This window comes from Pseudomonas sp. 09C 129 (genome assembly GCF_002843625.1).
Classification (GTDB): Bacteria; Pseudomonadota; Gammaproteobacteria; order Pseudomonadales; family Pseudomonadaceae; genus Aquipseudomonas; species Aquipseudomonas chlororaphis.
In genome coordinates, this window is sequence record NZ_CP025261.1 from 1,612,111 (window position 1) to 1,637,247 (window position 25,137).

The 25,137-nt window shown below is 64.3% G+C and carries 22 protein-coding genes; 11 read left to right on the forward strand and 11 right to left on the reverse strand.

Going from position 1 to position 25,137, the window contains the following annotated elements; translation table 11 throughout:
* Positions 1 to 511: 511 nt before the first annotated feature.
* From fecA to CXQ81_RS07400, 3 genes are all read right to left on the reverse strand, one after another.
* The gene (gene fecA / locus CXQ81_RS07390) at positions 512 to 2,872 is read right to left on the reverse strand and encodes a TonB-dependent Fe(3+) dicitrate receptor FecA (protein WP_101339388.1); all 2,361 of its coding nucleotides are present in this window, start codon (positions 2,870 to 2,872) and stop codon (positions 512 to 514) included.
* 232 nt (positions 2,873 to 3,104) lie between these two features.
* Entirely contained in the window at positions 3,105 to 4,070 is a 966-nt protein-coding gene (locus tag CXQ81_RS07395) for a FecR domain-containing protein (protein WP_101336878.1), read from the reverse strand.
* Complete coding sequence (locus CXQ81_RS07400) at positions 4,067 to 4,555, reverse strand: sigma-70 family RNA polymerase sigma factor (protein WP_101336879.1); 489 nt, start codon at positions 4,553 to 4,555, stop codon at positions 4,067 to 4,069. The genes CXQ81_RS07395 and CXQ81_RS07400 overlap by 4 nt, the downstream gene beginning before the upstream one ends.
* Before the next feature lie 220 nt (positions 4,556 to 4,775).
* Between CXQ81_RS07400 and CXQ81_RS07405 the strand changes: the two genes are divergently transcribed.
* The 4 genes from CXQ81_RS07405 (at position 4,776) to dacB (ending at position 8,565) form a co-directional block, all read left to right on the forward strand.
* Entirely contained in the window at positions 4,776 to 5,081 is a 306-nt protein-coding gene (locus CXQ81_RS07405) for a DUF3649 domain-containing protein (RefSeq protein WP_101339389.1), read from the forward strand.
* Positions 5,078 to 6,652, forward strand: a complete 1,575-nt coding sequence (locus tag CXQ81_RS07410; protein WP_101336880.1) for a PepSY domain-containing protein — start codon at positions 5,078 to 5,080, stop codon at positions 6,650 to 6,652. The genes CXQ81_RS07405 and CXQ81_RS07410 overlap by 4 nt, the downstream gene beginning before the upstream one ends.
* Positions 6,653 to 6,976 (forward strand): DUF3325 domain-containing protein, encoded by a 324-nt coding sequence (locus CXQ81_RS07415; RefSeq protein WP_101336881.1) that lies wholly within the window; start codon positions 6,653 to 6,655, stop codon positions 6,974 to 6,976. It abuts the gene before it with no gap.
* 140 nt (positions 6,977 to 7,116) lie between these two features.
* The gene (gene dacB, locus CXQ81_RS07420) at positions 7,117 to 8,565 is read left to right on the forward strand and encodes a D-alanyl-D-alanine carboxypeptidase/D-alanyl-D-alanine-endopeptidase (RefSeq protein ID WP_101336882.1); all 1,449 of its coding nucleotides are present in this window, start codon (positions 7,117 to 7,119) and stop codon (positions 8,563 to 8,565) included.
* Positions 8,566 to 8,698: 133 nt separating this feature from the next.
* Here the strand turns inward: dacB and CXQ81_RS07425 are convergent, their stop codons facing one another.
* Positions 8,699 to 9,574: a helix-turn-helix domain-containing protein gene (locus CXQ81_RS07425; protein WP_053259694.1), complete on the reverse strand. Its 876-nt coding sequence runs from the start codon at positions 9,572 to 9,574 to the stop codon at positions 8,699 to 8,701.
* Positions 9,575 to 9,834: 260 nt separating this feature from the next.
* On the opposite strand from CXQ81_RS07425, the gene CXQ81_RS07430 reads away from it, so the two are divergent.
* Positions 9,835 to 10,806, forward strand: a complete 972-nt coding sequence (locus tag CXQ81_RS07430; RefSeq protein WP_053259695.1) for a DMT family transporter — start codon at positions 9,835 to 9,837, stop codon at positions 10,804 to 10,806.
* Between the two features lie 88 nt (positions 10,807 to 10,894).
* On the opposite strand, the gene CXQ81_RS07435 is transcribed toward CXQ81_RS07430, so the two are convergent.
* Complete coding sequence (locus CXQ81_RS07435) at positions 10,895 to 11,869, reverse strand: D-glycerate dehydrogenase (protein WP_007930993.1); 975 nt, start codon at positions 11,867 to 11,869, stop codon at positions 10,895 to 10,897.
* Between the two features lie 230 nt (positions 11,870 to 12,099).
* Positions 12,100 to 13,068 (reverse strand): LysR family transcriptional regulator, encoded by a 969-nt coding sequence (locus CXQ81_RS07440; protein WP_007930066.1) that lies wholly within the window; start codon positions 13,066 to 13,068, stop codon positions 12,100 to 12,102.
* Between the two features lie 262 nt (positions 13,069 to 13,330).
* Here CXQ81_RS07440 and CXQ81_RS07445 point away from each other — a divergent pair, with 262 nt between their 5' ends.
* Genes CXQ81_RS07445 through CXQ81_RS07460 form a run of 4 tightly spaced genes read left to right on the forward strand, consistent with a single transcriptional unit; the run spans position 13,331 to position 18,166 of the window.
* A complete protein-coding gene (locus CXQ81_RS07445) occupies positions 13,331 to 14,842 on the forward strand; it encodes an efflux transporter outer membrane subunit (RefSeq protein WP_101336883.1) in 1,512 nt (503 codons plus the stop codon).
* Between the two features lie 52 nt (positions 14,843 to 14,894).
* Positions 14,895 to 17,099, forward strand: coding sequence for an FUSC family protein (locus CXQ81_RS07450; RefSeq protein ID WP_101336884.1), 2,205 nt, complete (start codon positions 14,895 to 14,897; stop codon positions 17,097 to 17,099).
* Positions 17,089 to 17,289, forward strand: coding sequence for a DUF1656 domain-containing protein (locus CXQ81_RS07455; RefSeq protein ID WP_007930063.1), 201 nt, complete (start codon positions 17,089 to 17,091; stop codon positions 17,287 to 17,289). The genes CXQ81_RS07450 and CXQ81_RS07455 overlap by 11 nt, the downstream gene beginning before the upstream one ends.
* A gap of 10 nt (positions 17,290 to 17,299) precedes the next feature.
* Entirely contained in the window at positions 17,300 to 18,166 is an 867-nt protein-coding gene (locus CXQ81_RS07460; RefSeq protein WP_101336885.1) for an HlyD family secretion protein, read from the forward strand.
* A gap of 108 nt (positions 18,167 to 18,274) precedes the next feature.
* Here CXQ81_RS07460 and CXQ81_RS07465 read toward each other — a convergent pair whose 3' ends face one another.
* The 5 genes from CXQ81_RS07465 to CXQ81_RS07485 form a co-directional block, all read right to left on the reverse strand.
* Positions 18,275 to 19,300, reverse strand: coding sequence for a sel1 repeat family protein (locus tag CXQ81_RS07465; RefSeq protein WP_256593456.1), 1,026 nt, complete (start codon positions 19,298 to 19,300; stop codon positions 18,275 to 18,277).
* A gap of 280 nt (positions 19,301 to 19,580) precedes the next feature.
* The gene (locus CXQ81_RS07470) at positions 19,581 to 20,612 is read right to left on the reverse strand and encodes a hypothetical protein (RefSeq protein ID WP_101336887.1); all 1,032 of its coding nucleotides are present in this window, start codon (positions 20,610 to 20,612) and stop codon (positions 19,581 to 19,583) included.
* A 233-nt stretch (positions 20,613 to 20,845) separates the two neighbouring features.
* Positions 20,846 to 21,841, reverse strand: coding sequence for a hypothetical protein (locus CXQ81_RS07475; protein ID WP_256593457.1), 996 nt, complete (start codon positions 21,839 to 21,841; stop codon positions 20,846 to 20,848).
* A 185-nt stretch (positions 21,842 to 22,026) separates the two neighbouring features.
* Entirely contained in the window at positions 22,027 to 22,851 is an 825-nt protein-coding gene (locus CXQ81_RS07480) for an SDR family oxidoreductase (protein ID WP_101336889.1), read from the reverse strand.
* Between the two features lie 36 nt (positions 22,852 to 22,887).
* On the reverse strand, positions 22,888 to 23,352 hold the full coding sequence (locus tag CXQ81_RS07485; protein ID WP_009042259.1) for a hypothetical protein: 465 nt from the start codon (positions 23,350 to 23,352) through the stop codon (positions 22,888 to 22,890).
* A gap of 218 nt (positions 23,353 to 23,570) precedes the next feature.
* Here CXQ81_RS07485 and CXQ81_RS07490 point away from each other — a divergent pair, with 218 nt between their 5' ends.
* Positions 23,571 to 23,867, forward strand: a complete 297-nt coding sequence (locus tag CXQ81_RS07490) for a helix-turn-helix domain-containing protein (protein ID WP_097135857.1) — start codon at positions 23,571 to 23,573, stop codon at positions 23,865 to 23,867.
* Positions 23,864 to 25,129 (forward strand): type II toxin-antitoxin system HipA family toxin, encoded by a 1,266-nt coding sequence (locus tag CXQ81_RS07495; RefSeq protein ID WP_101336890.1) that lies wholly within the window; start codon positions 23,864 to 23,866, stop codon positions 25,127 to 25,129. The genes CXQ81_RS07490 and CXQ81_RS07495 overlap by 4 nt, the downstream gene beginning before the upstream one ends.
* Positions 25,130 to 25,137 lie beyond the last annotated feature (8 nt).

A 25,137-nucleotide genomic window follows, 5' to 3' on the forward strand; every position in this document is an offset into this window, starting at 1 on the left:
ATGATTCTCATCAGGACATTTTTCTTCCTGGGTTTGAACTCAATATCTGCACCTCGGTTAGAAAAGACAACAGAGGTTGGGGACGTAAAGTCGTTTTGCATAGCAAGCTCCAATTGAGGTTGTCCGTGAGATCGATACTCCTGAAAAGGATGGCATCACGTGACTGACTACTGCCTTCAATTCATCGTCATTGCTGTGTGCAACCAACATCGGATTTTTATAGGTTTGATTTGTTATATGGTTATTTCTGAATGACAGGGTGCAAGTCATCAGCGGCTGATTTTTGGCGCCGTTGTAATTGATTACTGATCTTTTGGCTTGAACGCCTTGATAAACATGTCGAGCTGTTTTGTCAGCCTCGATGCCATCGCCAGCAAGTGCGTGCCTGCAGAGCGGAATGATTTGCTGTTCTGTAGGAGCCAGGCTTGCCGGCGATGAAGGCGGCGCGGTGTGTCAGGCCGGACGCTATCGCGAGCAAGCTTCGCTCCTACTGCCAGGTGGTGGCCGTGGATCAGAACGCCACGGAGGTCTGTACGTACAGGGTCCGCGGTTCGCCCACGTATTTGCCTTTGTTGTTGTCGTCGAACGAGCGGGTGAAGTACTGGTGGTTGAAGATGTTCTTCACCCCGACCGCCACGCTCAGGTCCGACAGTTGCGGGCCGAAGTCGTAGGCGGCGCGGCTGCTGAACAGCATGTAGCCGGGAATCCGCCCGGTGCTGCCGTCGGCGCTTTCGGCGGAGGTGTTGGCATTGTCGGCGAACTGGCTGCTCTGGTAGCTGCTGTCGAAGTTCAGCTTCCACGGGCCTTCGGTGTAGCCGATGCCGAGGGTGCCCTTGTGCTTGGACGAGAACGGCACGCGGTTGCCCTTGTTCGGCCCGTCCTCACGGATGGTGGCGTCGACGTAGGCGTAGGTGGCGTACAGATCGAAACCGGCCAGTGCCGGGCTCAGGCCGTCCAGCGCGTAATTGACGCTGGTCTCGATGCCCTGGTGACGGGTTTCGCCACGGGCGATCACCGAGTCGTTGGTCTGGTTGCTGTCGTACTGGTTGTCGAAGTTGATCAGGAACGCGCCGATCTCCGCCCGCAGGGCGCCGTCGTCATAGCGGGTGCCCAGTTCCCAGGTGCGGGCCTTCTCCGGTTTCACTTCGCCGCTGCTCACACGGTTGGGCATCTGGCTGTACTGCACGCTGCCGAACGAACCCTCGGTGTTGGCGTAGAGGTTCCAGCTGTCGGTCAGGTGGTACATCACATTCAGCGCCGGCAGCGCGGTGTTGTAGTCGCCCTTGTATTTGACGTTGGTCAGGTTGTTGGTCTGCTGGGACTCGATCATCTCGTAGCGGATGCCCGGGGTGAGGGTCCACTTGCCGATGTCGATGCGGTCGTCGACGAAGAACGCATTGGCCTCGGTGCCGCCGCGGGTATCGCGGTCGTTGCGGCTGCTGGTGCTCGGCAGTTGCTGGTTGGCGCTGATCGGCGTGCGGTAGCGCAACTCGTGGCCGGCCTCGTTGACGTAGCGGTAGCCGATGCCCAGCTCGTGGCTGGTCGGCCCCAGGTCGAAGCCCTGGGCGAAGCGGGTTTCGATGCCGCGCACCCAGTATTCGCGCGGCGACAGCGAGAGGAAGCTGCCCTGGTCCAGGTAGCCGCTGCGCAGGGTCTTGGTGAAGAAACTGTTGACGGTGAATTCGCGACGATCTTCCTGGTAGCGATAACCGAAGTTGATCAGCGTGCGACGGCCCCAGAACTTGTCGTACGGACGGGTCGACTGATACGGGTCGGCCTTGTAGTCGGCGACGTTGAGGCCGCCGGGCATGTCGGCCTCGCCCTCGTAGTACTGGGCCATGGCGTTGAAGCTGTTGGCGTCGTCGAGCTGGTAATGGCCCTTGAGGATCAGGTCGTCGATTTGCGTGTCGCTGTGTTCGCGCCAGTCGCCGCCACGGGTGCCGGAGTACAGCAGGGCGCTGCCCAGGCCGTTGTCGGCGGTGCCGCCGGCCAGCAGGTTGCCGGTGGTCTTGAAGCCGTCGTGGCTGGAGGACGGGCTGGTCTCGGTCTGGAAGCCGCCCTTGACCGTGGGTGCATCGGGGATGGCACGGGTCACGAAGTTGACGATGCCGCCGACGTTCTGCGGCCCGTAACGCACCGCGCCACCGCCACGCACCACATCCACCGCGTCCATGTTGCCCATGCTGACCGGGGCGAAGGACAGCTGCGGCTGGCCATAGGGCGCGAAGGGCACCGGAATGCCGTCCATCAGTACCGTGGAGCGCGAGGCCAGGCGCGGATTGAGCCCGCGAATGCCGAAGTTCAGCGCCATGTCGTGGCTGCCGGTGCCGTTGTTTTCCGGGGCGTTGACCCCGGGGATGCGGTTGAGCACGTCGCGGGCCTGGGTCGCGCCCTGGCGTTCGAATTCTTCGCGGCGGATCACATCCCGCGCACCTGGATGCTCGAAGACGTTGGTCTGCGCCGCGTCGCCCAGCCAGTCGCCGACCACGCTGGAGGCGCCCAGCTCCAGGGCCGCCGGTGCGCCTTCGGTGCTCACCGGTTGCAGGCTGAAGGCATTGCCGCCTTCGGCGCGGGCTTGCAGGCCGGTGCCCTTGAGCAGGGCATTCAGACCTTCTTCGGTGGTGTAGCTGCCTTCCAGGCCCTGGCTCTGCACGCCGCTGGTGACCTGGGAGCCGAAGGAAATCAGCACCCCGGCCTCACGGCCGAACTGGTTCAGGGCGTTTTCCAGCGACGCCGCCGCGATGTGGTAATCGCGCGTCGGGCCGTCGGCGGCCATGGCCAGCGGCAGGGCGGAAAAGCTCAGGCTGGCGCCCAGCAGCAACTGGCGCAGGGTACGGGCAAGGGGCGTAAGGCGAGTGGGGTGCTGGGGCATGGACATCGATCCTGAGAAGGTTGCAGTCAAGGGGGGCTTTCCTTCTCTGTCACGCGAGTGCTGGAAAACGGCTCACACAAAATGAAAATAATTCGCACGTCGGAAAAAACATTGAATCGGTGCCGATTGGTAGCCGCTGCCGCAGGCTGCGATCGACCCCGAAGGGGACGTGCTCTTGAGGCCCTCGAAGGTCCTTCGGACCTTATCGCAGCCTGCGGCAGCGGCTACAGGTTCAGGCACGGGCCTCGACCGTGACCCAATAACGGGTGAAGCGCCGGACCTTCACCGGCAGGCTGATTTCCAGCAGGTCGAGGATCCGTTCGCTGTCGTCCAGTGGGTAACTGCCGGAGATCAGCAGGTCGGCGACCCGTGGATCGCAGTTGAGCTGGCCGCGACGGTAGCGGCCCAACTCGTCGAGGAAGTCCGCCAGGCGCATATGGGCAGCCACCAGCATGCCCTCGCTCCAGGCGCCGCTGCCGGCGTCCAGCGGCCGCGGGTTGTCCCAGGCGCTGCGGGTGAAGCTCAATTGTTGCCCCTTGCTTACCTGCAATGGCGCTGCCGAATAATCCGACGGGCTGAGGCTGACGTTGCCCTCGAACACCGCCAGCTGGGTGCGCTGGCTGAACTGGCGCAGGTTCAAGCGTGCACCTTGCGGGCGCAGCAGGCCCTGGGCGCTCTGGATCAGCAGCGGCCGGCGGTCGGCCGCGGCGGTCAGCAGGATCTCCCCGGCCAACAGCCGGATCAGCCGTTGCTGGCCATCGAAACTCACGTCCACCGCGCTGTCGGTATTGAGCTGCAGCTGGCTGCCATCGCTCAGTTGCAGCGTGCGCCGCTGGCCCACCGGGCTGCGGTAGTCGGCCATCAGCGGGGTCAGCGGATTGTGTTCGCGCAAGCCCCAGGCCGCGGCGGAACCGGCGCCGAGGATCAGCAGCAGTTTCAGCGCCTGGCGCCGGCTGGAGGATTTCGGCACGTTGAGCGCGGCATGGGCCAGGGGCGAAGACAGGCCGCGCAGCCGCTGGTTGACCCGCTGGATATGTTCCCAGGCCCGTTGATGTTCGCTGTGGGCGTCGTGCCACTGCTGCCAGGCCAGTTGTTGGCGCGGGCTGAGCGGCCCCGCCTGCATTTCGAGCAGCCAGTGCACGGCCTGGTCGGCGACCTGGGCGCCGATGTCCGGCGGGCGGGGGAGTGCAGCGTTCATAGGGCGAAGTAGCAGCGCAGGGCTGCCTTGTGCAGGTGGCGCTTGACCGTGGCGATGGAAATCCCCAGTTCGCGGGCGATCTCGCTGTGTTTCAGGCCATCGACCTGGGCCAGCAGGAACGCGCGTTTCACCAGGCGCGGCAAACCGTCGAGCAACTGGTCCAGCTCCATCAGGGTCTGCAGGATGATCGCCTTGTCCTCCTCGGACGGCGCCAGCAGTTCCGGCATCTGCGCCAGCGTGTCGAGGTAGGCCCGTTCCAGGTCCTGGCGCCGGTAGTGGTTGCACAGCACCCGTTTGGCGATGGTGGTGAGGAACGCCCGCGGCTCGACGATCGACGGCGTTTCTCGGGCGCTGAGCACCCGTATGAAGGTGTCCTGGGCCAGGTCGGCGGCGCTGTCGGGGCAGCCGAGCCGACGCCGCAACCAGCCGTTCAGCCAGCTGTGATGGGCGTGATAGAGGACTTCGACGGTAGAGGAGTGAGCCAAGCCGAACGCTCCGGCAGCATGAAAATGCTTAAGAGAACAAGAATTGTTCGCATTGTAGTGGCCGGGCATGGCATTGGGCAATCAACCCGGACCGACGGAAGAGCTCTCGGTGGGGTGGTGATTTTTTGCACATGAGAATATTTATCATTAATATTGCGCCGACTTGAGCCCGCGTGAGGTATTTGCCAATGCCGGGCTGTCCTGGTTTCAAGGTCGAAACATGAAAAGCAAAGTTGCTGCGATCCCTTTTTCCTATCGTCTGGCCGTGACTTCACGGGTGCTGGCCGCGGTGTTCGGCGGTTACCTGCTGGCGGCGTTGTCCAGCATTTGCATGACTCTGCTGCTCCCTGTGTCCCGCGCCGATGCGGTATTCGGCGGCATGATGGCGTCCTTCCTGTTCTACCTGGTGGCGGTGCTCTGGTGCTTCGCCTGCCGCACGGCCTGGCAGGCCTGGTTCGGGTTGCTGCTGGCGGCGCTGGTGTTGGCGGCGATTTCTGCGTTGGCGTATTGGATGAATCTCTCATGAAGGAGGGATTTCGCCAGTCCATGGCCTGGTTGCACACTTGGGTCGGACTGGTATTCGGCTGGCTGCTGCTGGCGATTTTCCTGACCGGCACCCTGGCCTACTTCAAGGATGAAATCAGCCATTGGATGCAGCCCGAAGTGCCGTCGCGCTCGGTCAGCAACGAGACCAGCCTGATCCTCGCCCAGAGCTACTTGCAGCAGCACGCCCAGGGTGCCTCGCGCTGGTTCATCAACCTGCCCGATGCCCGCGAGCCGGTGTTGTCGGTGATGTGGCAATTTCCGGGCAAGCCCGGCGAGCGCGGCGCCTTTACCCAGAAACTGCTGGACCCGGCCACCGGCGCCGAGCTGCAGGCCCGCGATACCCGCGGCGGCGAATTCTTCTACCGTTTCCATTTCCAGTTGCAGATGCCCTATCCCTGGGGTCGCTGGCTGTCCACCGCGGCGGCCATGCTGATGTTCGTTGCCTTGATCAGCGGCATCATCATCCATAAGAAAATCTTCAAGGACTTCTTCACCTTCCGCCCTCGCAAGGGCCAGCGCTCCTGGCTCGACGGGCACAACGCGGTGGGTGTGCTGGTGCTGCCGTTCCACCTGATGATCACCTACAGCAGCCTGGTGATCTTCATGTCGATGGTCATGCCGGCGAGCATCCTGGCCACCTACGGCGAAGACACCCGGGCACTGTTCAATGAGGCGTTTCCCGCCACCAGCAACGCACCGGCCGCGGGCCGGCCGGCGCCGCTGGTGCAGCTCGAACCACTGTTGCAACAGGCTCGCGAGCAGTGGCCGGGCGGCCGCGTGGGGCGTATCACGGTGAACAATCCCGGGGATGCCAATGCCTCGGTGAATGTCATGCGCCACGGTGGCGACCAGGTGGTTCGCGATTTTGGCAGTGCGGTTTCGTTCGACGGCGTCAGTGGCAAGCTGCTGCAGGTTGCCCCGCCGCAGTCGCCGATCGTCGCTATCCGAGGCGGTTTCTACGGGCTGCACATGGGCCTCTTCGCCGGGCCGCTGCTGCGCTGGCTGTACTTTATCTGCGGCCTGGCCGCCACCGCGATGATCGGCACCGGGCTGGTGATCTGGCTCGGCAAGCGCCAGCTCAAGCATGCCAAGAGCGGCGTGACGCCCTTCGAGTTGCGGCTGGTGGAAGTGCTGAACATCGCCAGCATGTCCGGCCTGGTGCTGGCTGTCGCCGCCTTCTTCTGGGCCAACCGCCTGTTGCCGGTGAGCCTCGCCGGGCGGGCGGACTGGGAAGTGAACAGCTTCTTTATCGTCTGGGGCCTGAGCCTGCTGCACGCCGCACTGCGTCGCGGGCGCAAGGCCTGGGTCGAGCAGTTGGGCGCGGCGGCGTTGCTGCTGGCCAGTGTGCCGCTGCTCGATGCGCTGACGGTGCCCGATGTGCTGGATGGTTTCCTGGTGCACGGCGACTGGGTCCGGGCCGGGTTCGACCTGACCTGCCTGGCGGCGGGGCTGTTCCTGGCCTGGGCGGCCTGGAAGATGTCGCGTCCTGCCGTCTATCCCTCCGCTGCCGTCCGCTCGCGACGGGCCGCCCTTGAAACCGAGGTGAACTGAATGCTTCTGGCGCTGCTGTTGTGTTATCCCGGTTTTGCCGGGTTGTGCCTGTCGATGGACCGTCACCACGCCGAACTCCTGGGCTACAAACCCACGGCCCGGCGCCGCAGTGGCCTGCGCCTCGGCGGCTGGTTGCTGCTGGCGGGTTCGCTGTGGGCGGCGATCGCGGCGGCTGGCTGGGCTTTCGGCCTGGTGCAGTGGTGCGCGGCCTTGATGCTCAGCGCCTTGTCGCTGGTGCTGTTGTTGCCCTATCAGCCGCGCCTGGCGCTGCTGGCGGCCGGGCTGGGGCTGCTGGTCAGTCCGCTGGTCGCGTTGGCGCAATGAGCGCTGCGCAACGTCCGGCCTGAGGCGTCGGCTGCGATTGTTCGTTGACACGGGCCCCTCGCCAATCGTTATCTGGGCGCCCGCCGCAGCCGCAAGGTTGTCGGCGGTGGGTTCGAGGTCATCAAGGAAATACCTTTCTCATGGGTTCAGTACATCGTTTTTACACTCGCGGGCTGGGGTTGTTCCTGGCCTTGTCGCTGGCGGCTTGCGCCAGCCATCCCGGCGCCCGGTACGCCGCCAACCTGGATCAGGTCCTGGCCGACCCGGCGCTCCAGGGCGCCACGGTATCGCTGACGGTGCGCGATGCCGAGAGCGGTGCGGCCTTGTATCAGCACAACCCCGACAGTCGCCTGATCCCGGCTTCGAGCCTCAAGCTGCTGACCACCGCCGCCGCGTTGGACGTCCTCGGCCCCGACTACCGTTTCGCCTCCGAGGTGCTGGGCGACGGTGCGCAACAGGGCGAGCGGCTGCAGGGCAATCTCTACCTGCGCGGCTCTGGCGACCCGAGCATGCAGGCCAAGGATTATCAGGAGCTGGCGGCGGCGGTGGCGCGCACCGGCATTCGTCAGGTCGCGGGTGACCTGGTGCTCGACGACACCGCCTTCGACGATCAACGACTCGGTGTCGACTGGGCCAGCGACGATGAAAGCCTGTATTACGCGGCGCAGATTTCCGCCCTCAATATCTCCCCAAACGACGACTTCGACGCCGGCAGCGTACTGGTTGCGGTAACCGCACCGACGGTGCCGGGAGCGCCGCTGGCGGTGCGCGTCAGCCCGGAAAACCGGCTGATGAGCTTGCGCAATCAGGGCCGGGTCGGGACGGCGGACAGCCTGCAGGTCGGCCGTGAGCATGGCAGCAATCTGCTGCTGGTCAGCGGCGCCTTGCCGCCGGGGCAGTCGCGGCGCAACTGGGTCAGCGTGTGGGAGCCGACCCGCCTGGTGGCGGACGTGTTCCAACAAGCGCTGGCCGAGCAGGGCGTGACGGTGCAGGGCCAGGTGCGTCTCGGCCAGCCCACGGCGCCCGCCGCCCGGGTGTTGGCCAGCCACTCGTCGATGCCGCTGGCGGGCCTGATCACACCCTTGCTCAAGCTGTCGAACAACAACATGTCCGAAGTGCTGCTCAAGGCCATGGGCCGCAAGACCGCCAATGCCGGCACCGCCGCTGCCGGGGTGGCGGCCATCGAGGGCTTCCTGCGGCGCCAGGGCCTGAGCCCGCAAGGGTTGGTGCAGGTGGACGGTTCCGGGCTGTCGCGGCGCAACCAGATTTCCAGCCAGAGCCTCAGCGACCTGCTGCTGGTGGCGCGCAAGCAGCCCTGGTTCGCCACCTGGTACGCGGCGCTGCCGGTGGCCGGCGATGCCCAGCGCATGACCGGCGGCACCCTGCGTTATCGCCTGCAAGGCACCGAGGCTGTGGATAACCTGCACGCCAAGACCGGCTCGATGCAGGGCGTGTCGTCGCTGTCCGGGTATCTGCGCGCGGCCGATGGTCGCCGGTTGGTGCTGGTGATGCTGTCGAACAACTACCGTGCCGATGGCGCGCAGATCAAGGCCCTGGAAGACCGGGTGACGCGGGTGCTGTTGCAGTAAAAGCCTGGAACGACGGAGGGTAACCGATACACCGTCTTCGCGGGCAAGCCTCGCTCCTACAGGCGCCGCGTTCGTAGGAGCGAGGCTTGCCCGCGAAAAGGTGCGACGCGGTACGCCTGCCGATCACTCGCCGTCAGCCGAGAAACGCCTGGCGATATTCTCCGGGCGTGCCGCCCAGGGCCTGGCGAAAGCGGTTGGTGAAGTGGCTGGCGCTGGCGAAGCCGCAGGCCAGGGCAATCTCGCCCAGGGGCAGGCGGGTGCCGCGCAGCAGGTCGCGGGCATGTTTCAGGCGTCGCGCCAGCAGGTATTGATGGGGCGGCAGGCCGAAGCTTGCGCGGAACATCCGTGCGAAGTGGTATTCCGACAAGGCGCAGCGCGCGGCCAGTTGCCCGAGGCTGATCGGCTCGGCCAGTTGGCTGTCGATGTATTCCACCAGTTGCCGGCGCTGGTGCGCCGCCAGCCCGCCCTTGAGGCGCAGGCCCTGGCGCTGGCCGACCTGGGTCAGCAGGGCGTGGCTGAGCATCTCGTGGGCCAGGCTGCTGGTCAGCAGGCGCTCGCCGGGCTCGTCCCAGTTCAGCTGGATCAGTTGCCGAAAGCGCTGGGCCTGCTGCGGGTCGTCGAGGAAGGTGGTTTCCTGCAATTGCAGCTCGCGGGGTTCGCGGTCCAGCAGGGTCACGCAGCCCAGGGCGAATTGTTCCGGGCTGAAATACAGGTGGGCCAGGCGGATCCCGCCGTTGATCACCCAGGCTGACTGGTGCTCGGCGGGCAGAATGCACAGTTTGTCCGGACCGCCCTTGGTCCCCGGCTGGCCGCGGCGAAAGGTCCCGGTGCCGCCGGCGATGTAGCACGACAGGGTGTGATGGCTCGGCGCTTCGTAGTCCTGGGCGTCGTGATGGTTGCTCCACAAGGCTGCGGCCAGGCCGTCACCGAGCTCGGCGCTGTGCTCCAGGCGAGCATTGGGCGAGCGGTTCAGGGCTTGAAAGACTTGCAGGGTTTCCAGTGCGGGCATGGCGGTCAGGTCTGAAATTGAACGGCATTCTGTAGCCGCTGCCGATAGGCTGCGATAAGGCCGAAGGCCTTCAGCGATCTCAAGGGCACGTCTCCTGCGGAGCCGATCGCAGCCTGTCGGCAGCGGCTACACGATGTTCTGCATCCTACTCCGTGGGCGGCGCGCTGCCAGCCCGGCAACCGACAAAAGCGCAAGTTTATGCAAGCGCCCGGGCAGGCAATGGCCTGAGACTGGGTTGCCCTGCACAGGAGTCTCTCGCCATGAACCTCTCGCTTTATCTGCTCACCGTCCTGATCTGGGGCACCACCTGGATTGCCCTCAAGTGGCAGTTGGGGGTGGTGGCGATTCCGGTGTCCATCGTCTATCGCTTCGCCCTGGCGGCCCTGGTGCTGTTCGTCATGCTGCTGCTCAGCCGCAAGCTGCAGGTGATGAACCGCCGCGGGCACCTGATCTGCCTGGCCCAGGGGCTGTGCCTGTTCTGTATCAACTTCATGTGTTTCCTGCACGCCAGCCAGTGGATTCCCAGCGGCCTGGTGGCGGTGGTGTTTTCCACGGCGACCCTGTGGAACGCCCTGAATGCCCGGGTGTTCTTCGCCCAGAAGATCGCCCGCAACGTACTGCTGGGCGGGGCGTTGGGGCTGCTGGGGCTGGGCCTGCTGTTCTGGCCGGAACTGGCGGGGCATAGCGCCAGCCCGCAAACCCTGCTCGGCCTGGGCCTGGCGCTGTTGGGCACCTTGTGTTTCTCGGCGGGCAACATGCTGTCCAGCCTGCAGCAGAAAGCCGGCCTCAGGCCGCTGACCACCAACGCCTGGGGCATGGCCTATGGCGCGGCGATGCTGGCGGGCTATTGCCTGGTCAAGGGCATCCCTTTCGATATGGAGTGGAACGCGCGCTACATCGGCTCGCTGTTGTATCTGGTGATCCCGGGATCGGTGATCGGCTTCACCGCCTACCTGACCCTGGTCGGCCGCATGGGCCCGGAGCGGGCGGCCTACTGCACCGTGCTGTTCCCGGTGGTGGCGCTGAATGTCTCGGCCTTCGCCGAAGGTTACCAATGGACCGCCCCGGCGCTGGCCGGGCTGGTCCTGGTGATGCTGGGCAACGTACTGGTGTTCCGCAAGCCCAGACTTGTGCCTGCATCTGCATCCGGATTTGAATCTGAATCTGTAGCCGCTGCCGAGCCTGCGAGGCTGCGAACGGCGGCGCAGCCGTCGCAAAACCAGGCGACCTGATTCTGCAGGTCTATCGCTGAAGGTCCTGCGGACCTTTTCGCAGCCTCGCAGGCTCGGCAGCGGCTACAGGTGGTGATAGGCAGTGGTATCAGCCTTTCCACACCTGCGGGTTGACCAGGTCTTGCGGACGCTCGCCGAGCAGGGCGCTGCGCAGGTTGGCCAGGGCGCGGTTGGCCATGGCGTCGCGGGTTTCATGGGTGGCCGAGCCGATATGCGGCAGGGTCACGGCGTTTTTCAGCTGGAACAGCGGCGACTCGGCCAGCGGTTCCTTCTCGTAGACGTCCAGGCCGGCGCCGCGAATGGTGCCGTTCTGCAGGGCTTCGATCAGCGCCGGCTCGTCCACCACCGGGCCGCGGGAGATATTCACCAGGATCGCGCCCGGCTTCATCAGCGCCAGTTCGCGGTGGCTGATCAGGTGCTTGGTCTTTTCACTCAACGGCACCACCAGGCAGACGAAATCCGCTTCGGCCAGCAACTGCTCGAGGCTACGCAACTGCGCGCCCAGCTCCTGTTCCAGCGCGGGCTTGCGGCTGTTGCCGCTGTAGATCACCGGCATGTTGAAGCCCAGGCGACCGCGTCGGGCGATGGCCGCGCCGATGTTGCCCATGCCGACAATCCCCAGGGTCTTGCCATGCACATCGCAACCGAACAGCGGTGCGCCGACGCTGGCCTGCCATTGCCCGGCCTTGGTCCAGGCGTCCAGTTCGGCGACGCGCCGGGCGCTGCTCATCAGCAGGGCGAAGGCCAGGTCGGCGGTGCTTTCGGTGAGCACGTCCGGGGTGTTGGTGAGCATGATCCCGCGTTCGTTGAAGTAGGCCAGGTCATAGTTGTCGTAGCCCACCGAGACGCTGGAGACCACTTCCAGCCGGCTGGCGTTTTCCAGCTGCGCGCGGCCCAGCTTGCGACCGACGCCGATCAGGCCGTGGGCGTGGGGCAGGGCTTCGTTGAATTGCGCGCCGATATCGCCCTGCTTGGGGTTGGGCACTATCACCTCGAAGTCCTGGCGCAGGCGCTCGATCATGTCCGGAGTGATGCGGCTGAAGGCAAGTACGGTCTTTTTCATCGCGGGAAAGCTCGTCAGGCAGAGGAGAATGCCAAGCAAGCTAACATTCCCCACGGGCTTTTTGTAGCGGCTGCGCAGGCGGTCAGGGCCGGATGATTCTGCGAATGTAGCCGCTGCCGCAGGCTGCGATCGGCCGGCACGGCCGTGACGTTCCAGCAGCCGCAGGAGGTCCTGCGGACCTTTCGCAGCCTGCGGCAGCGGCTACAGGGGGATACATGAGAAAGCCCCGATCAAGGGGCCAGGCGCACGCCGCTGAGTCCGCCGCTCAGTTCATAGGCCGTCAGCTCCGCCTGATGGGCGGCGAGAATCTCCGGCAGGGTGTTGCGCAGGTACTCGACCCAGGTCTTGATCTTGGCGTCCAGGTACTGGCGCGACGGGTAGATGGCGTACAGGTTCAGCTCCTGGGAGCGGTATTTGGGCATGACCCGCACCAGGGTGCCGTTGCGCAGGCCCTCGATGGCCGCGTACACCGGCAGCACGCCCAGGCCCATGCCGCTGGTGATCGCGGTTTTCAGCGCGTCGGCGGAGTTCACCAGGAACGGCGAGCCGTTGAGGGTGACCCCTTCCTGGCCCTCGGGGCCGTCGAACAGCCATTTGTCCAGGGCGATCACCGGGCTCACCAGGCGCAGGCAGGCATGGTTCGACAGGTCGCTGGGGCTGCTCGGGCAGCCGTTGGCTTTCACGTAGGCCGGCGAGGCGCAGACGATGCTGTAGGTGATGCCCAGGCGTTGGGAGACGAAACCCGAGTCCGGCAGCTCGCTGGCCAGCACGATGGACACGTCGTAACCCTCGTCCAGCAGGTCCGGCACGCGGTTGGCCAGGGTCAGGTCGAAGGTCACGTCCGGGTGCGACTTGCGGTAACGGGCGATGGCGTCGATCACATAGTGCTGGCCGATGCCGGTCATGGTGTGCACTTTCAACTGCCCCGACGGCCGCGCGTGGGCATCGCTGGCCTCGGCCTCGGCTTCTTCGACGTAGGCCAGGATCTGCTCGCAGCGCAGCAGGTAGCGCTTGCCGGCCTCCGTGAGCGCGATGCGGCGAGTGGTGCGGTTGAGCAAGCGGGTTTGCAGATGGGCCTCCAGATTGGAGACCGCGCGCGAGACATTCGCCGTGGTGGTGTCGAGCTGGACGGCGGCAGCGGTGAAGCTGCCGGCTTCGGCGACACAGCTGAAGGCACGCATGTTTTGCAAAGTGTCCATGGGGTGCTCTCTGGGGAGATGGCAAATTGTGACACGAAGTAACAGATTGTTGGCTATTGCACCAAGGGATTATCGCGCGAACGGTAATAAAGATTCACAGGAATCCCAGCTTATCGCCGTAAAGCCCGCCGCCTAGAATTGCGCCGATCTGTAGGGGCCGGCTGCCGGAGCCCGTGCAATGCGGTGGCTCAGTGACACCGTCTCGCGAGCACGCTCGCTCCTACAGGGATCCGCCTTCTCCCTATTTCAGGAATTCGCAGCAGTGCCGCGTCGCATCAGCAGAGAGCTGAAGACTCTCAGTGTTTGGGCTTTATCGTTAGCAATCAGCGGCTGCATCGGAACCGGGGGCATTGCCCCGCAGGGCAAGGCACTACCGGCCAATACACTGGCCACCGACGAGGCGATCCAGAGCGCCGCGCGCGACGCCCGCTGGCCCGCCGCCCAATGGTGGCAGGCCTATGGCGATGCGCAGCTGAACCACTGGGTGAGCCTGGCCGTGCAGGGCAGCCCGAGCATGGCCATGGCCGCCGCCCGGGTGCGCCAGGCGCGTGCCATGGCCGGCATCGCCGAGTCGGCCGAGTCGCTGCAGATCAAGGGCGACGCTACCCTCAAGCGCCACAACTGGCCCACCGATCAGTTCTACGGCCCGGGCGAACTGGCCAACAGCACCACCTGGGACAACAACGCCGCGCTCGGCTTCAGCTACGCCCTCGACCTCTGGGGCCGGGAAAGCAATGCCAGCGAGCGTGCCGTGGACCTGGCGCACATGAGCGCCGCCGAGGCGCGCCTGGCCCAGCTGGAACTGCAGAACAATGTCGTGCGCGCCTATATCCAGATGTCGCTGCAATACGCCCAGCGCGACATCGTCCTCGCCACCCTGAAGCAGCAGGAACAGATCCTTGAACTGGCGCAAAAGCGCCTGGCCGGCGGCATCGGCACCCACTTCGAAGTCAGCCAGGCGCAGACTCCGCTGCCGGAAACCCATCGCCAGCTGGACGCCCTGGACGAAGAAATCGCCCTGGGCCGCAACCAGATCGCCGCCCTGGCCGGCAAGGGACCGGGGGCGGGCGCGCAGTTGCAACGGCCGAGCCTGTCCCTGGCTGCGCCACTGAAACTGCCGTCGGCGCTGCCCGCCGAACTGCTCGGCCAGCGCCCGGACGTGGTCGCCAGCCGTTGGCAGGTGGCGGCCCAGGCCCGCGGCATCGATGTCGCCCACGCCGGCTTCTACCCCAACGTCGACCTGGTGGGCAGCCTCGGCTACATGGCCACCGGTGGCGGGGCGCTGGAGTTCCTCACCGGCAAGAAGCTCAACTACAACGTCGGTCCGGCCATCAGCCTGCCGATCTTCGACGGCGGCCGCCTGCGCGCCGAGCTGGGCGAGGCCGCGGCCGGTTATGACATCGCCGTGGCCCACTACAACCAGACCCTGGTCAACGCCCTGAAGAACATCTCCGACCAGCTGATCCGCCGCGAGTCCATGGACAAGCAGGCCGAGTTCGCCGCCGAGTCGGTGGCGTCGGCGCAGAAGACCTACGACATCGCCATGGTCGCCTTCCAGCGCGGCCTCACCGACTACCTCAATGTGCTCAATGCCCAGGGCATGCTGTTCCACCAGCAGCAGATCCAGCAGCAGGTCCAGGCCGCGCGCCTGAGCGCCCATGCCGAGCTGGTGACGGCCCTGGGCGGCGGCCTGGAGGCGGGGCGCGATGTGCCCGAGGACAGCCGGACCCAACCGAGCAAGACTCCGGCGGCGCTGGCCATCTTTGACCATTAAAAGCTGACCATTAAAAGCCGACCACCAAGTGCTGATCACCGAGTAAGCCCCCATGACTCCCTTGCCTGCTCCCTTGCGCTGGCTGTACTCCCTTGAATGGCGCCGGGGTTTCTTCGACTGGGCACGCAGCGACGGCGTGACCTGGGTCTATATCTTCAAGGTCCTGGCCGCCGCGTTCCTCACCCTGTGGCTGGCCATGCGCCTGGAGTTGCCGCAACCGCGCACGGCAATGATCACCGTGTTCATCGTCATGCAGCCGCAGAGCGGCCAGGTGTTCGCCAAGAGCTTCTATCGGTTTCTCGGCACCCTGGCCGGGTCGGCGGTGATGGTGGCGCTGATCGCCCTGTTCGCCCAGAACACCGAACTGTTCCTCGGTTCGCTGGCGATCTGGGTCGGCATCTGCTCGGCCGGCGCCGCGCGTTATCGCAACTTCCGCGCCTACGGCTTCGTGCTGGCCGGCTACACCGCGGCGATGGTCGGCTTGCCGGCCCTGGCCCATCCGGACGGGGCCTTTATGGCGGCGGTGTGGCGGGTGCTGGAGATCTCCCTGGGGATTCTCTGCTCGACCCTGGTCAGCGCCGCGATCCTGCCGCAGACCGCCAGCGCGGCGATGCGCAACGCCTTGTACCAGCGCTTCGGGGTGTTCGCCCTGTTCGTCACCGACGGTTTGCGCGGCCGCAGCCAGCGCGACGCGTTCGAGAGCGGCAACGTGCGTTTCATCGCCGAAGCGGTGGGCCTGGAGGGCCTGCGCAGCGTCACCGTCTTCGAAGACCCGCACATGCGTCGGCGCAACGGTCGCCTGAGCCGTTTGAACAGCGAGTTCATGGGCATCACCACCCGTTTCAACGCCCTGCACCAGTTGCTCGAACGCCTGCGCAGCAGCGCCGCCGAGTATGTGCTGGCGGCGACCAAACCGGGGTTGCAGGACCTCGCCGAACTGCTGGACGGCTTCTCCGGCCGCGCCCTGACCAGCCCCGATGCTGCGCGCCTGGCCGAGCAGCTGGCGAGCTACAAGGCCGAGCTGCCGACGCGGGTGCGGAGCATGCGCGCGCTGTTCCAGGAACATGAGCCGAGCGATGCCGAGCAGCTGGATTTCCACACCGCCTATGAGCTGCTCTATCGCTTCGTCGACGAGCTGCACAGCTACGCCCAGACCCACGCATCCCTGGCCGAACACAGCCATGAACGCGAGCGCTGGGACGAGCCCTTCACCCCGCAGACCAACTGGCTGGCCTCGGCCGCCTCGGGGATCCGCGCCTCGTTCATCCTGATCGTGCTCGGCAGCTACTGGGTCGCCACCGCCTGGCCCAGCGGCGCCACCATGACCCTGATCGCGGCGGCCACCGTCGGCCTCTCGGCCGCCACGCCGAACCCGAAACGCATGGCCTTCCAGATGGCCTGCGGCACCTTGATCGGGGCCGTGGTCGGCTTCGTCGAGATGTTCTTCGTGTTCCCCTGGATCGACGGTTTTCCACTGCTGTGCGTGATGCTGGCGCCGGTGATCGTGCTCGGTTCGTTCCTCGCTTCCCGCCCGCAGTACGCCGGGGTCGGCCTGGGGCTGCTGATCTTCTTCAGCACCGGTTCGGTGCCGGACAACCTGACCGTCTACAACCCCTACGCCTTCATCAACGACTACATCGCCATGGTCATGGGCATGCTGGTCTGCGCCGCCGCCGGGGCGATCATCCTGCCGCCCAACAGCCGCTGGCTATGGCGCCGTCTGGAGCAGGACCTGCGTGGCCAGGTGGTGTACGCCATCAGCGGCAAGCTCAAGGGCCTGGCGTCGAGCTTCGAAAGCCGCACCCGCGACCTGCTGCACCAGGCCTATGGCCTGGCGGCGGGGCAGCCGCAGGTGCAGCGCGAGCTGCTGCGCTGGATGTTCGTGGTGCTGGAGGTGGGCCACGCGATCATCGAGCTGCGCAAGGAGCAGGCGATCCTCCCGGTGCACCCGGCCTATGCCGAATCCCAGCCGTGGCGCCAGGCGATCCGGGTCATGGGCCGTTCGCTGGTACGGCTGTTCCTGCAACCGGGCCAGAGCAACCTTGCGCGCGCGCTGGTCGCGGTCGATCACGCGATCGGCCGGGTCCAGGCCAGCGACGAGCCCTTCGCCCCGCACTTCGATACTTCGGTCTTGCGCCGGGTGAAGAGCTACCTGCACTTCATCCGCAGCTCATTGCTCGACCCGCAATCGCCGCTGGCCGCCTACGCCGCACAGCCCGTACAGGCCCCGACCCAAGGACTTGAACATGCCTCGTGAAATCGCCTTCCACGGCGTGTACATGCCGACCATGACCCTGATGTTCTTCATTGCCGCGGCCCTGGCCTGGGCCCTGGACCGCTTCATCTCGGGTTATGACCTGTACCGTTTTTTCTGGCACCCGGCGCTGCTGCGCCTGAGCCTGTTCTGCTGTCTGTTCGGCGCCATGGCGCTGACTGTCTACCGTTGAGAGTCCTTTGATGAAAAAGTTTTTCAGCCTGCTCGCGACCCTGCTGGTGCTGGCCCTGGCCCTGTGGATCGGCCGCACCCTGTGGGTGCATTACATGAACACGCCGTGGACCCGCGACGGCCGGGTGCGCGCCGACATCATCAACGTCGCCGCCGACGTCACCGGGGAAGTGGTGGACGTGCCGGTGCGCGACAACCAACTGGTGAAAAAGGGCGACCTGCTGATGCAGATCGACCCCGAGCACTACCGGATCGCGGTCAAGCAGGCGCAGTCGCTGGTGGCTTCGAGAAAGGCCACCTGGGAGATGCGCAAGGTCAACGCCCACCGCCGCGCCGACCTGGACAACCTGGTGATCTCCAAGGAGAACCGCGACGACGCCAGCAACATCGCCGACTCGGCCCTGGCCGACTACCAGCAGGCCCAGGCGCAACTGGAGGCCGCCGAGCTCAACCTCAAGCGCACCCAGGTGCGCGCCGCGGTCGACGGCTACGTGACCAACCTCAACGTGCACCGCGGCGATTACGCGCGCATCGGCGAGCCGAAGATGGCGGTGGTCGACAGGCATTCGTTCTGGGTCTACGGCTTCTTCGAGGAAACCAAGCTGCCCCATGTGCGCGTCGGCGATAAGGCCGAGATGCAACTGATGAGCGGCGAGGTGCTCAAGGGGCATGTGGAGAGTATTTCCCGCGGCATCTACGACCGCGACAACCCGGAAAGCCGCGAGCTGATCGCCGACGTCAACCCGACCTTCAACTGGGTGCGCCTGGCCCAGCGCGTGCCGGTGCGCATCCATATCGACGAGGTGCCGGAAGGCGTGCTGCTGGCGGCGGGGATTACCTGCACGGTGGTGGTGAAGGAGGGTGGGGATGCGCAGTGATCGGGCCGCTGCCGGGCGTGCCTGGGCGGCATCTCTGGCGAACCGGCTCCCGCGACATATTGCGGGAGCCGGCGGGCGACCAGGCGCTATCGAGCTGGAGAGCGAGGGTTACTTGTAGCTTTTCTGCATGATCGCCAGGGACTTCTTCGCCGTAGCCTCCAAGCCGTCGTCAACGTGGTTGATGGCGACCACCAGCTTTGGGTTCTGCAGCACGTCGACACTGGGGTAACGCTGCTGGGCCAGCCGCGAGACGATGATGTACTGGGTCACCGCGTAATGCAGTTTGAACTTGCCGCTGTCCCGGGCCTTGGCGATGGCCGTTTTGACAAAGGCCTGGCGCTCGGCCGTCGTCATGCCCTTGAACAGGTCGGGGATATCGAAATGGATCTCGGCCGAGAAAATGGCCACCTCCTCAGCTCGCGCCTCGTCGTACATCACCTGCTTGCTGGTCACGCGCGCCTTCAGCTCGCTGAAGCGTTGTTCGCCTTCGGCCAGTTGCTCCGGGCTCATCTTGCCTTTCAAGGCATCCAGCTGGCTGGTGTCTTCGGTGTTATCGATGACCTTCAGCCAGGCATAGGTCTTCACCAGGTCGCCAGACTCTTCGGCTGCGTCGGCCAGGCTCTGCTGCGGCTCCGGGTTGCCGTGCAGCGCCGAGCGCTCCAGCCAGCGCACCGCCAGCTGCCGGTCCTGGGGGATGTCCTTGTCGCCGAACCAGTAGGTGGCGTACATGCCGTACTCGGCGCACCAATCGTTCTGCGACGCCGAGTAGGCGATGTAGTTGAAGGACTCGCGGTCGCGCTCGGCCTTGGGTCTGTCCGTTTCCTGATCGGTGCTGGTGGACAGGTAGCAGAACGCCCGGGTGTAGTTCGGCGCGGCCATGGCGAAGCAGCTCTTGGCGTTCGTGTAGTCCTCGGCCTCGTAGAGTTTGTAACCGGCGCCGTACAGCACATCGGCGTCCATGGCCGGGTTGCAGTACTCGTTGGCGCTGACCTTGGGCAAGACGCTTTCCAGCGTCAGCTTGGGCAGGGTGTCATTCAGTTCGGGGACTTTCGGCTCGGTTTTTTCTGGAGCCGTGGTGGCGCAAGCCGCCAGCAAGACAGCCAATGCCAGTGGCAGCACGTTGAACAATTTCAATGGATATTCCCTGATCTGCGATTGAATGAAGAGGCGCATGGAATGCAGCAGGGACAGGACGGGAGAGGGGGGAGCTTGAGCAGTTCCGTGCTTTCAGTGTCGACGCCAGCGATTCCATGCTGTGTTGAGCGCAAGCGCTCAAGAGGCGCGCATTCTACTGGGATTGCGAGGGGGCACAACCGAAACCGCAGCATCTGTTTGGCAACGGCAAAGGGCTCTTGGGCCTTGCGCACGCGACACCTCGGCGGCGCTTCAAAAGAACTAGCGCCAGCCTCTCAAGCTATTGCTTGCGCTTGGCCAGGATGGTTTTGGCCTTGGCCACGGTGTCTTCCACGCTCAGGTCATCATTGACCAGCAAGGCATGCAGTGCCGGGTCCTGCCACAGGTCCACGGCCGGCCCGGTACTTTGCACAAGGCGGGAAATCAAGGCGTAGGCCACCACTTGGCCGCGCGTGTGGAACTTCGGGTAGAGGTCCAGCATGTCCACCAACTGGGCCACGAAAGCATGCCGTTGCATAGGGGACATGCCCTCGAATACCTCCGGGTGGCTGTAGTACAGATCCCCTGAGCTCAGGGCGATGAGGTCCTTGCGCAGCGCCTGCTCAATATCCTTTTCGGGGGTGAGTTGGCTGAGCAGCTGGGTGTAGTGCTGCTCGCCCTCGGCCATTTGCCGAGGGCTCATTTTGCGCTTCACTGCCTCGATTGTTTTTGCCTCATTCAGGACCCTGGCCCAGGCATAGGCCACCGGGAAATTGTCCTGTTCGCTGCTCCAGCGCACCATGTCCTGTTGCGACTCCTGGTCGCCGTGCCGAGCGGCGCGCTCAAGCCAGCCCATGGCCAATTCCTTGTTCGGTGGATGGCCCAGCTTGCCAACGCTGTAGATGTCGTACAGGCCTGCTTCCGCGCAGGATTCATTGTGCTTGGCGGCGTAGGCGATATAGTTGAAGGCTTCGCTTTTGTCGTAGTCGTTTTGCCTGGCGCCGACAATGCTGCCCAGGATGCACAGGCTCGTGGTGTAGCGGGGGGCGGCCATGATCAGGCAGCTGCGGGCCATTTTTATTTCCTTGCTCGCCAGCAAGGTACGGCCTGCGCCATACAGCACCTCGTCCTCATCGATCAGGCGGATGCCGAGGCCGAGCAGCAATTCGCTGTCCATCTCCGGCGTGCAGTACTGGTTGGCCTCGACCTTGGGCAGGATCTGTTCGAGGCTCAGGTCCGGCAGGGAGTTATTGAGCTTTTCGTCCGGTGACGAGGCATTGCAGCCCAGCAGCAGAGTGAAGATAGCCAAGGGCAGCAGGCTACGAGATTTCAATGGAGAGTCCCTGAGGTTCAATCGTAAAAGGGAGGACGTCAAGAGGGCATGAGCAGGGGCGGGGTGCAGCCGTTCCGTGCTTGAGGTGCCGCTTCCTTGCGATTGGAGTGCGGGCATTCTACTGGGATTGCCTGGGTGAACAACCTGACCCTGTCCCCTTGCAGGAGCCGGCACCTACAAGACAGCGGCCATGTATAAGGCCCCTGTAGGCGCGGCCGGCGGTGTTCCCGCTGTTACAGGGCGGCCTGGCCGAGGATCACGTCGGCTTTCTTCACGGCATCCGCCACTTCCAGCTCTTTATCGCTGAGCAGTTCCACGATCTGCGGGTTCTGCAGCACATCGACGCCGGCCTGCTTCAATTGCGCCTGCCGCGCGATGATCACATAAGCGTACAGCTGGCCACGGGTGCTGAACTCGGGACGGCCGCTCACCGTGGCCACGGCCTGCTCCATGAGGGCATGACGCTCGGCCACCGAGAGGCCCTTGAAGGTCTCGGGGTATTCCATATGGATGTTCGCCGAGTACACCGCGATGTTCTCCTCGCGGGCCTCTTTGCGCACCGCGTCCTTGCTGGTGACGATCTTGCCCAGTTGCTCGAAGCCCTGTTCGCCTTCGCTGATTTGCTGCGGGTTCATCCGTTGTTTCAAGGCGTCGATCTGTGCGCTGTCATCCAGGACCCTGGCCCAGCTGTAGGCCAGCGGCAGATTGTTCTTGTTGCTGTGCAGGCGCACCAGGGTCTGTTGCGCGTCCGCATCGCCATGGCGCGCGGAACGCTCCAGCCAGCGCAGGCCCAGGTCGCTGTCCGGGGTCTGCCCACGCATGCCGTAGGTGAAGTTCTGGAACATGCCGAACTCGGCGCAGGAGTCATTCTTCTGCGCGGAATAGGCCACGTAGCCGAAGGCTTCGCGGTCGCGCTCGGCGCTGTCCTTGCTAGTGTCCTGTTCCGCGATGCTCGCCAGGTAGCACAGGGCCCGGTCGTGGGTGGGTGCGGCCATGATCAGGCAACTGCGCGCCTGCTCGGGTTTGTCGTCGTTGTACAGCTGGTAGCCGATGCCATACAGCAGATCGCTGTCCAGCTTGGGGTTGCAGTACTCGTTGGCGACGGCTGGCGGCAACAGCTCCTTGAGGCTGAGCTGGGGCAGGGTGGCGTTCAGCTCCTCGTCTGGCGATGGCGCGCAGCCGATAAGCGCGGTGGCCAGTACCAGCGGCAGCAAGTGTTGAGGTTTCAATGGATATTCCCTGATCGACGATTGAGTGACGGCGAGCATGGAAGAGGGGGGAGTTTCAGCGGTTCGCCAGCGATCCATGCGGCCTGATCGAGGCCCTGGGAGCCTCGAGTGCGCGCATTCTACTGGGATTGGGAGAGGGTACAACCTAGGCGACTAAAAGACGTTCCGCTGCCGGTGATCGGCCGTTACAGTTTTGCGCCCAGGCCAAAACGCTTCATCAGCGCCTTCTCCAGCAGACCCTTGGGCAACAGACTGGCCATCAAGGGCAACGCCCGACTGCCATTACCGATCCGAACCAGGCGTGGCGGTTTGTCCTGCTGCACGGCCTTGAGCAGCCTGGCGGCAAATTCGCCGGTGGGCGTCGGGTGGTCCTGGGAGGCCCTGGCCCGTGCGCGGATGCCTTCGCGCACGGGCCACCAGGGCGATCGTTCGGTCAACAGCTGTTCGGCTTCGTGCCCGGCATTCTTGGCAAAGCTCGAAGCGATAGCCCCGGGCTGGACCTCCATCACCCGGATGCCGAACGGCGCCAGTTCCATGCGCAGCGCATCGCTCAAGGCATGCACCGCCGCCTTGGAGGCGCAGTAGGCACCGGCAAAAGGCGTCACCAGGACGCCCGACACACTGCCGATATTCACCACCAGCCCGCGGCTGCGGCGCAGTACCGGGAACACGGCCCGGGTCACGCCGACCAGGGCGAACACATTGGTTTCGAACTGCCGCTGTATGGCTTCGACACCGCCATCGAGCAGCGGGCCCATGGCGCCGTAGCCGGCGTTGTTGATCAGCAGGTCGAGGCCGCCATATTGCTGGTTGATGCGTTCGCCCAGGGCGGTGAGCGCCGGGCCGTCGTTGACGTCCAGTTGCACCGCGTCAAAACCCGCGGCTCGCAGCATGGCCACGTCCTCGGCCCTGCGGGCGGTGGGCAGGACGGTGAAACCGGCGGCCTTGAAAGCATCCGCCAGGGCGCGGCCGATGCCGCTGGAACAACCGGTGATCAGCGCAACGGGCATGGCGCGGTCCTTGTACAAAAAGAGGGAAGGGGGGAATCAGTCGGAGAAACTGCCCTGCAAACGTTCGGCGCGAAACTCCAGGGTTTGCGGGCGGTAGCCGGGGCGCAGCGGCGGCAGGGGCAGGCAGTCTTCCCAGTTGGCGCCGGCCTGCAACTCGCCGGGGCCGCGATAACGCGGGGCGCTGTACTGGTTGTCGGCCAGGTTCACGGTGTCGCCCGGGGCGTAGGCGGCGACGCGCCAGCGCAGTTCGGTCAGTGGCACATCGTTGCCGTTGTTCATCTTCAGCAGCAGCGGGCGATCCGCCGGGCAATGCTCGGGGGCATAACTGATGCGCAATTCCAGGCGCGCCAGTTGCTGGGCTTCGCGGTTGTCCAGCCAGACCACCCACACCGCCACCAGGCCCAGCCCGACAGCGGCGGCCATGGACACCGGCAAGGCCTTGGCGGGGTAACGGACCAGCAGGATCAGCCAGGTGATAACCAGCAGAACGCCGATGAACATGAGGAGAACCTCGGGGGAAATAGAGCCGTCATCCTACCTAAGCGTAGGTGGGGTTGGCGATGGATGATGCCTTGGCTACGTTTTACTCAATGCCTCGTAGCCAATATTTTTGTTATGGGTAATATAGGGTCTATTATTGTTAATTTTTTACTATAATGGATCCTATGTTGTCCATATGATTGATTCATAATCAGCAGGCCGGAGGCAGACGCAGCGTTATGTCGCTTACCCGTTTTATGTACACACCGTCCGAGATCACGGCCGAGATCGGAAAAAACGCACAGGCCCTCAGATTGTCAAAAAACCTGTCGCGCAGAACCCTGGCCGAGAAATCCGGGGTACCCGCTTCGACGATCAAGCGCTTCGAGCTGCATGGGGCAATTTCCCTCGAATCGATGGTGCTGATCGCGGCAGCTTTGGATGAACTCGATCCGATGCTCAAACTGTTCAAGCCACCTTCACCGAACACGCTGTTTGAGTTGCAAAACTCAAAACGCCAAAGGGGAACCCGATGACTGAACCAGGCATCAAGAAATACAAGCCGATCGAGGCGTTGGGGGTCTTCATGCATGGCCGGCAGGTGGGGCTGCTTAGCTGGAACCGCCAAGGTACCTACTTCACCTACGCCAAGGACTGGTTGACCCAGGGTTTCAACCTATCCCCCCAACTGACCTTCGACGAGAAGCCGCAGCAGCCCGATACCCATCTGTTTCTCGGTATCCATGGGGCCTTTGCCGATTCCCTTCCCGACGGTTGGGGGTTGCTGCTGATGGGGCGTTTTTTTACTGCGGAGTATGGCGCGCGGGTCACCCATGGCCTGACTCAGCTCGACCGGCTTGCCTACATCGGCAACCGGGGGATGGGCGCCCTCGAGTACTACCCCATGTCGGAAAAAGTGGCTCGGGAGCCCATCAGTCTTTCAGCGTTGTATGAGGCTTCGATCCAGGTCCAGGTGGGGGAGACGGTTGAGGTCCTGAAGGCTCTGCGGATTGCCGGTGGCTCACCGGGGGGCGCGCGTCCCAAGGCAGCCGTTGCGTTTTCGGAGGATCTGTCCCATGTGGTTTCCGCCTTTGAACCCTTGCCTGAGGGCTATGCGCACTGGATCGTGAAATTCAGAGCCCTTCAGGAGCCGTGGTCGATGGGCGCAATTGAATGTGCCTATGCCCGCATGGCCCGCACGGCCGGGGTTGATATGGCCCATTGCGAACTGATCACAGTGCCCTCGGAGCAGGGATGGAACGAGCGCTTCTTTGCGACTCGACGCTTTGATCGACAGCACAACCGGAAAGTCCACATGATGACCGCTGCCGGGATTCTGCATGCGGACTTCAGAATTCCATGCCTGGACTACAAGGACTTGCTGAGGCTGACTTTCGCACTGACCAAGAGCGCCAAGGAAGTGGAGAAAATGGCCCGGCTCATGGTGTTCAACGGCCTGGCCCACAACTACGACGATCACGCGAAGAACTTTGCCTTTCTGTACGAAGAGGGGCAGGACGGCCTGGAGGGGCAATGGGTTCTCGCGCCCGCGTACGACCTTACCTTCTCCACCGGCATGGGAGAACACACCACCGCGTTCGACGGCCAGGGGCGCCCCTCCAGAAAGGCGATCAGGCGTTTGTGTGCGGACTACAAGTTTCTCAAGCCTGACGACTACATCGATCAGACGCTGGAAGCGCTGGGCAACTGGGAAACGGTGTTTGGCGAACTGAATATACTGGCCGCCGATGGGAAAGAGATCTTCGAGACGCTCGAGGATGTACATGTGCATCTTTAAAAATAAAA

Bases quoted from the DNA above. Each gene is read 5' to 3' on its own strand.
- CXQ81_RS07480 (WP_101336889.1), bottom strand. From the start codon at position 22,851: ATGCCCGTTGCGCTGATCACCGGTTGTTCCAGCGGCATCGGCCGCGCC.
- CXQ81_RS07490 (WP_097135857.1), top strand. From the start codon at position 23,571: ATGTCGCTTACCCGTTTTATGTACACACCGTCCGAGATCACGGCCGAG.
- dacB (WP_101336882.1), top strand. From the start codon at position 7,117: ATGGGTTCAGTACATCGTTTTTACACTCGCGGGCTGGGGTTGTTCCTG.
- CXQ81_RS07430 (WP_053259695.1), top strand. From the start codon at position 9,835: ATGAACCTCTCGCTTTATCTGCTCACCGTCCTGATCTGGGGCACCACC.
- CXQ81_RS07485 (WP_009042259.1), bottom strand. From the start codon at position 23,352: ATGTTCATCGGCGTTCTGCTGGTTATCACCTGGCTGATCCTGCTGGTC.
- CXQ81_RS07455 (WP_007930063.1), top strand. From the start codon at position 17,089: ATGCCTCGTGAAATCGCCTTCCACGGCGTGTACATGCCGACCATGACC.
- fecA (WP_101339388.1), bottom strand. From the start codon at position 2,872: ATGCCCCAGCACCCCACTCGCCTTACGCCCCTTGCCCGTACCCTGCGC.
- CXQ81_RS07405 (WP_101339389.1), top strand. From the start codon at position 4,776: ATGAAAAGCAAAGTTGCTGCGATCCCTTTTTCCTATCGTCTGGCCGTG.
- CXQ81_RS07495 (WP_101336890.1), top strand. From the start codon at position 23,864: ATGACTGAACCAGGCATCAAGAAATACAAGCCGATCGAGGCGTTGGGG.
- CXQ81_RS07440 (WP_007930066.1), bottom strand. From the start codon at position 13,068: ATGGACACTTTGCAAAACATGCGTGCCTTCAGCTGTGTCGCCGAAGCC.
- CXQ81_RS07425 (WP_053259694.1), bottom strand. From the start codon at position 9,574: ATGCCCGCACTGGAAACCCTGCAAGTCTTTCAAGCCCTGAACCGCTCG.
- CXQ81_RS07395 (WP_101336878.1), bottom strand. From the start codon at position 4,070: ATGAACGCTGCACTCCCCCGCCCGCCGGACATCGGCGCCCAGGTCGCC.
- CXQ81_RS07410 (WP_101336880.1), top strand. From the start codon at position 5,078: ATGAAGGAGGGATTTCGCCAGTCCATGGCCTGGTTGCACACTTGGGTC.
- CXQ81_RS07435 (WP_007930993.1), bottom strand. From the start codon at position 11,869: ATGAAAAAGACCGTACTTGCCTTCAGCCGCATCACTCCGGACATGATC.
- CXQ81_RS07460 (WP_101336885.1), top strand. From the start codon at position 17,300: ATGAAAAAGTTTTTCAGCCTGCTCGCGACCCTGCTGGTGCTGGCCCTG.
- CXQ81_RS07415 (WP_101336881.1), top strand. From the start codon at position 6,653: ATGCTTCTGGCGCTGCTGTTGTGTTATCCCGGTTTTGCCGGGTTGTGC.
- CXQ81_RS07450 (WP_101336884.1), top strand. From the start codon at position 14,895: ATGACTCCCTTGCCTGCTCCCTTGCGCTGGCTGTACTCCCTTGAATGG.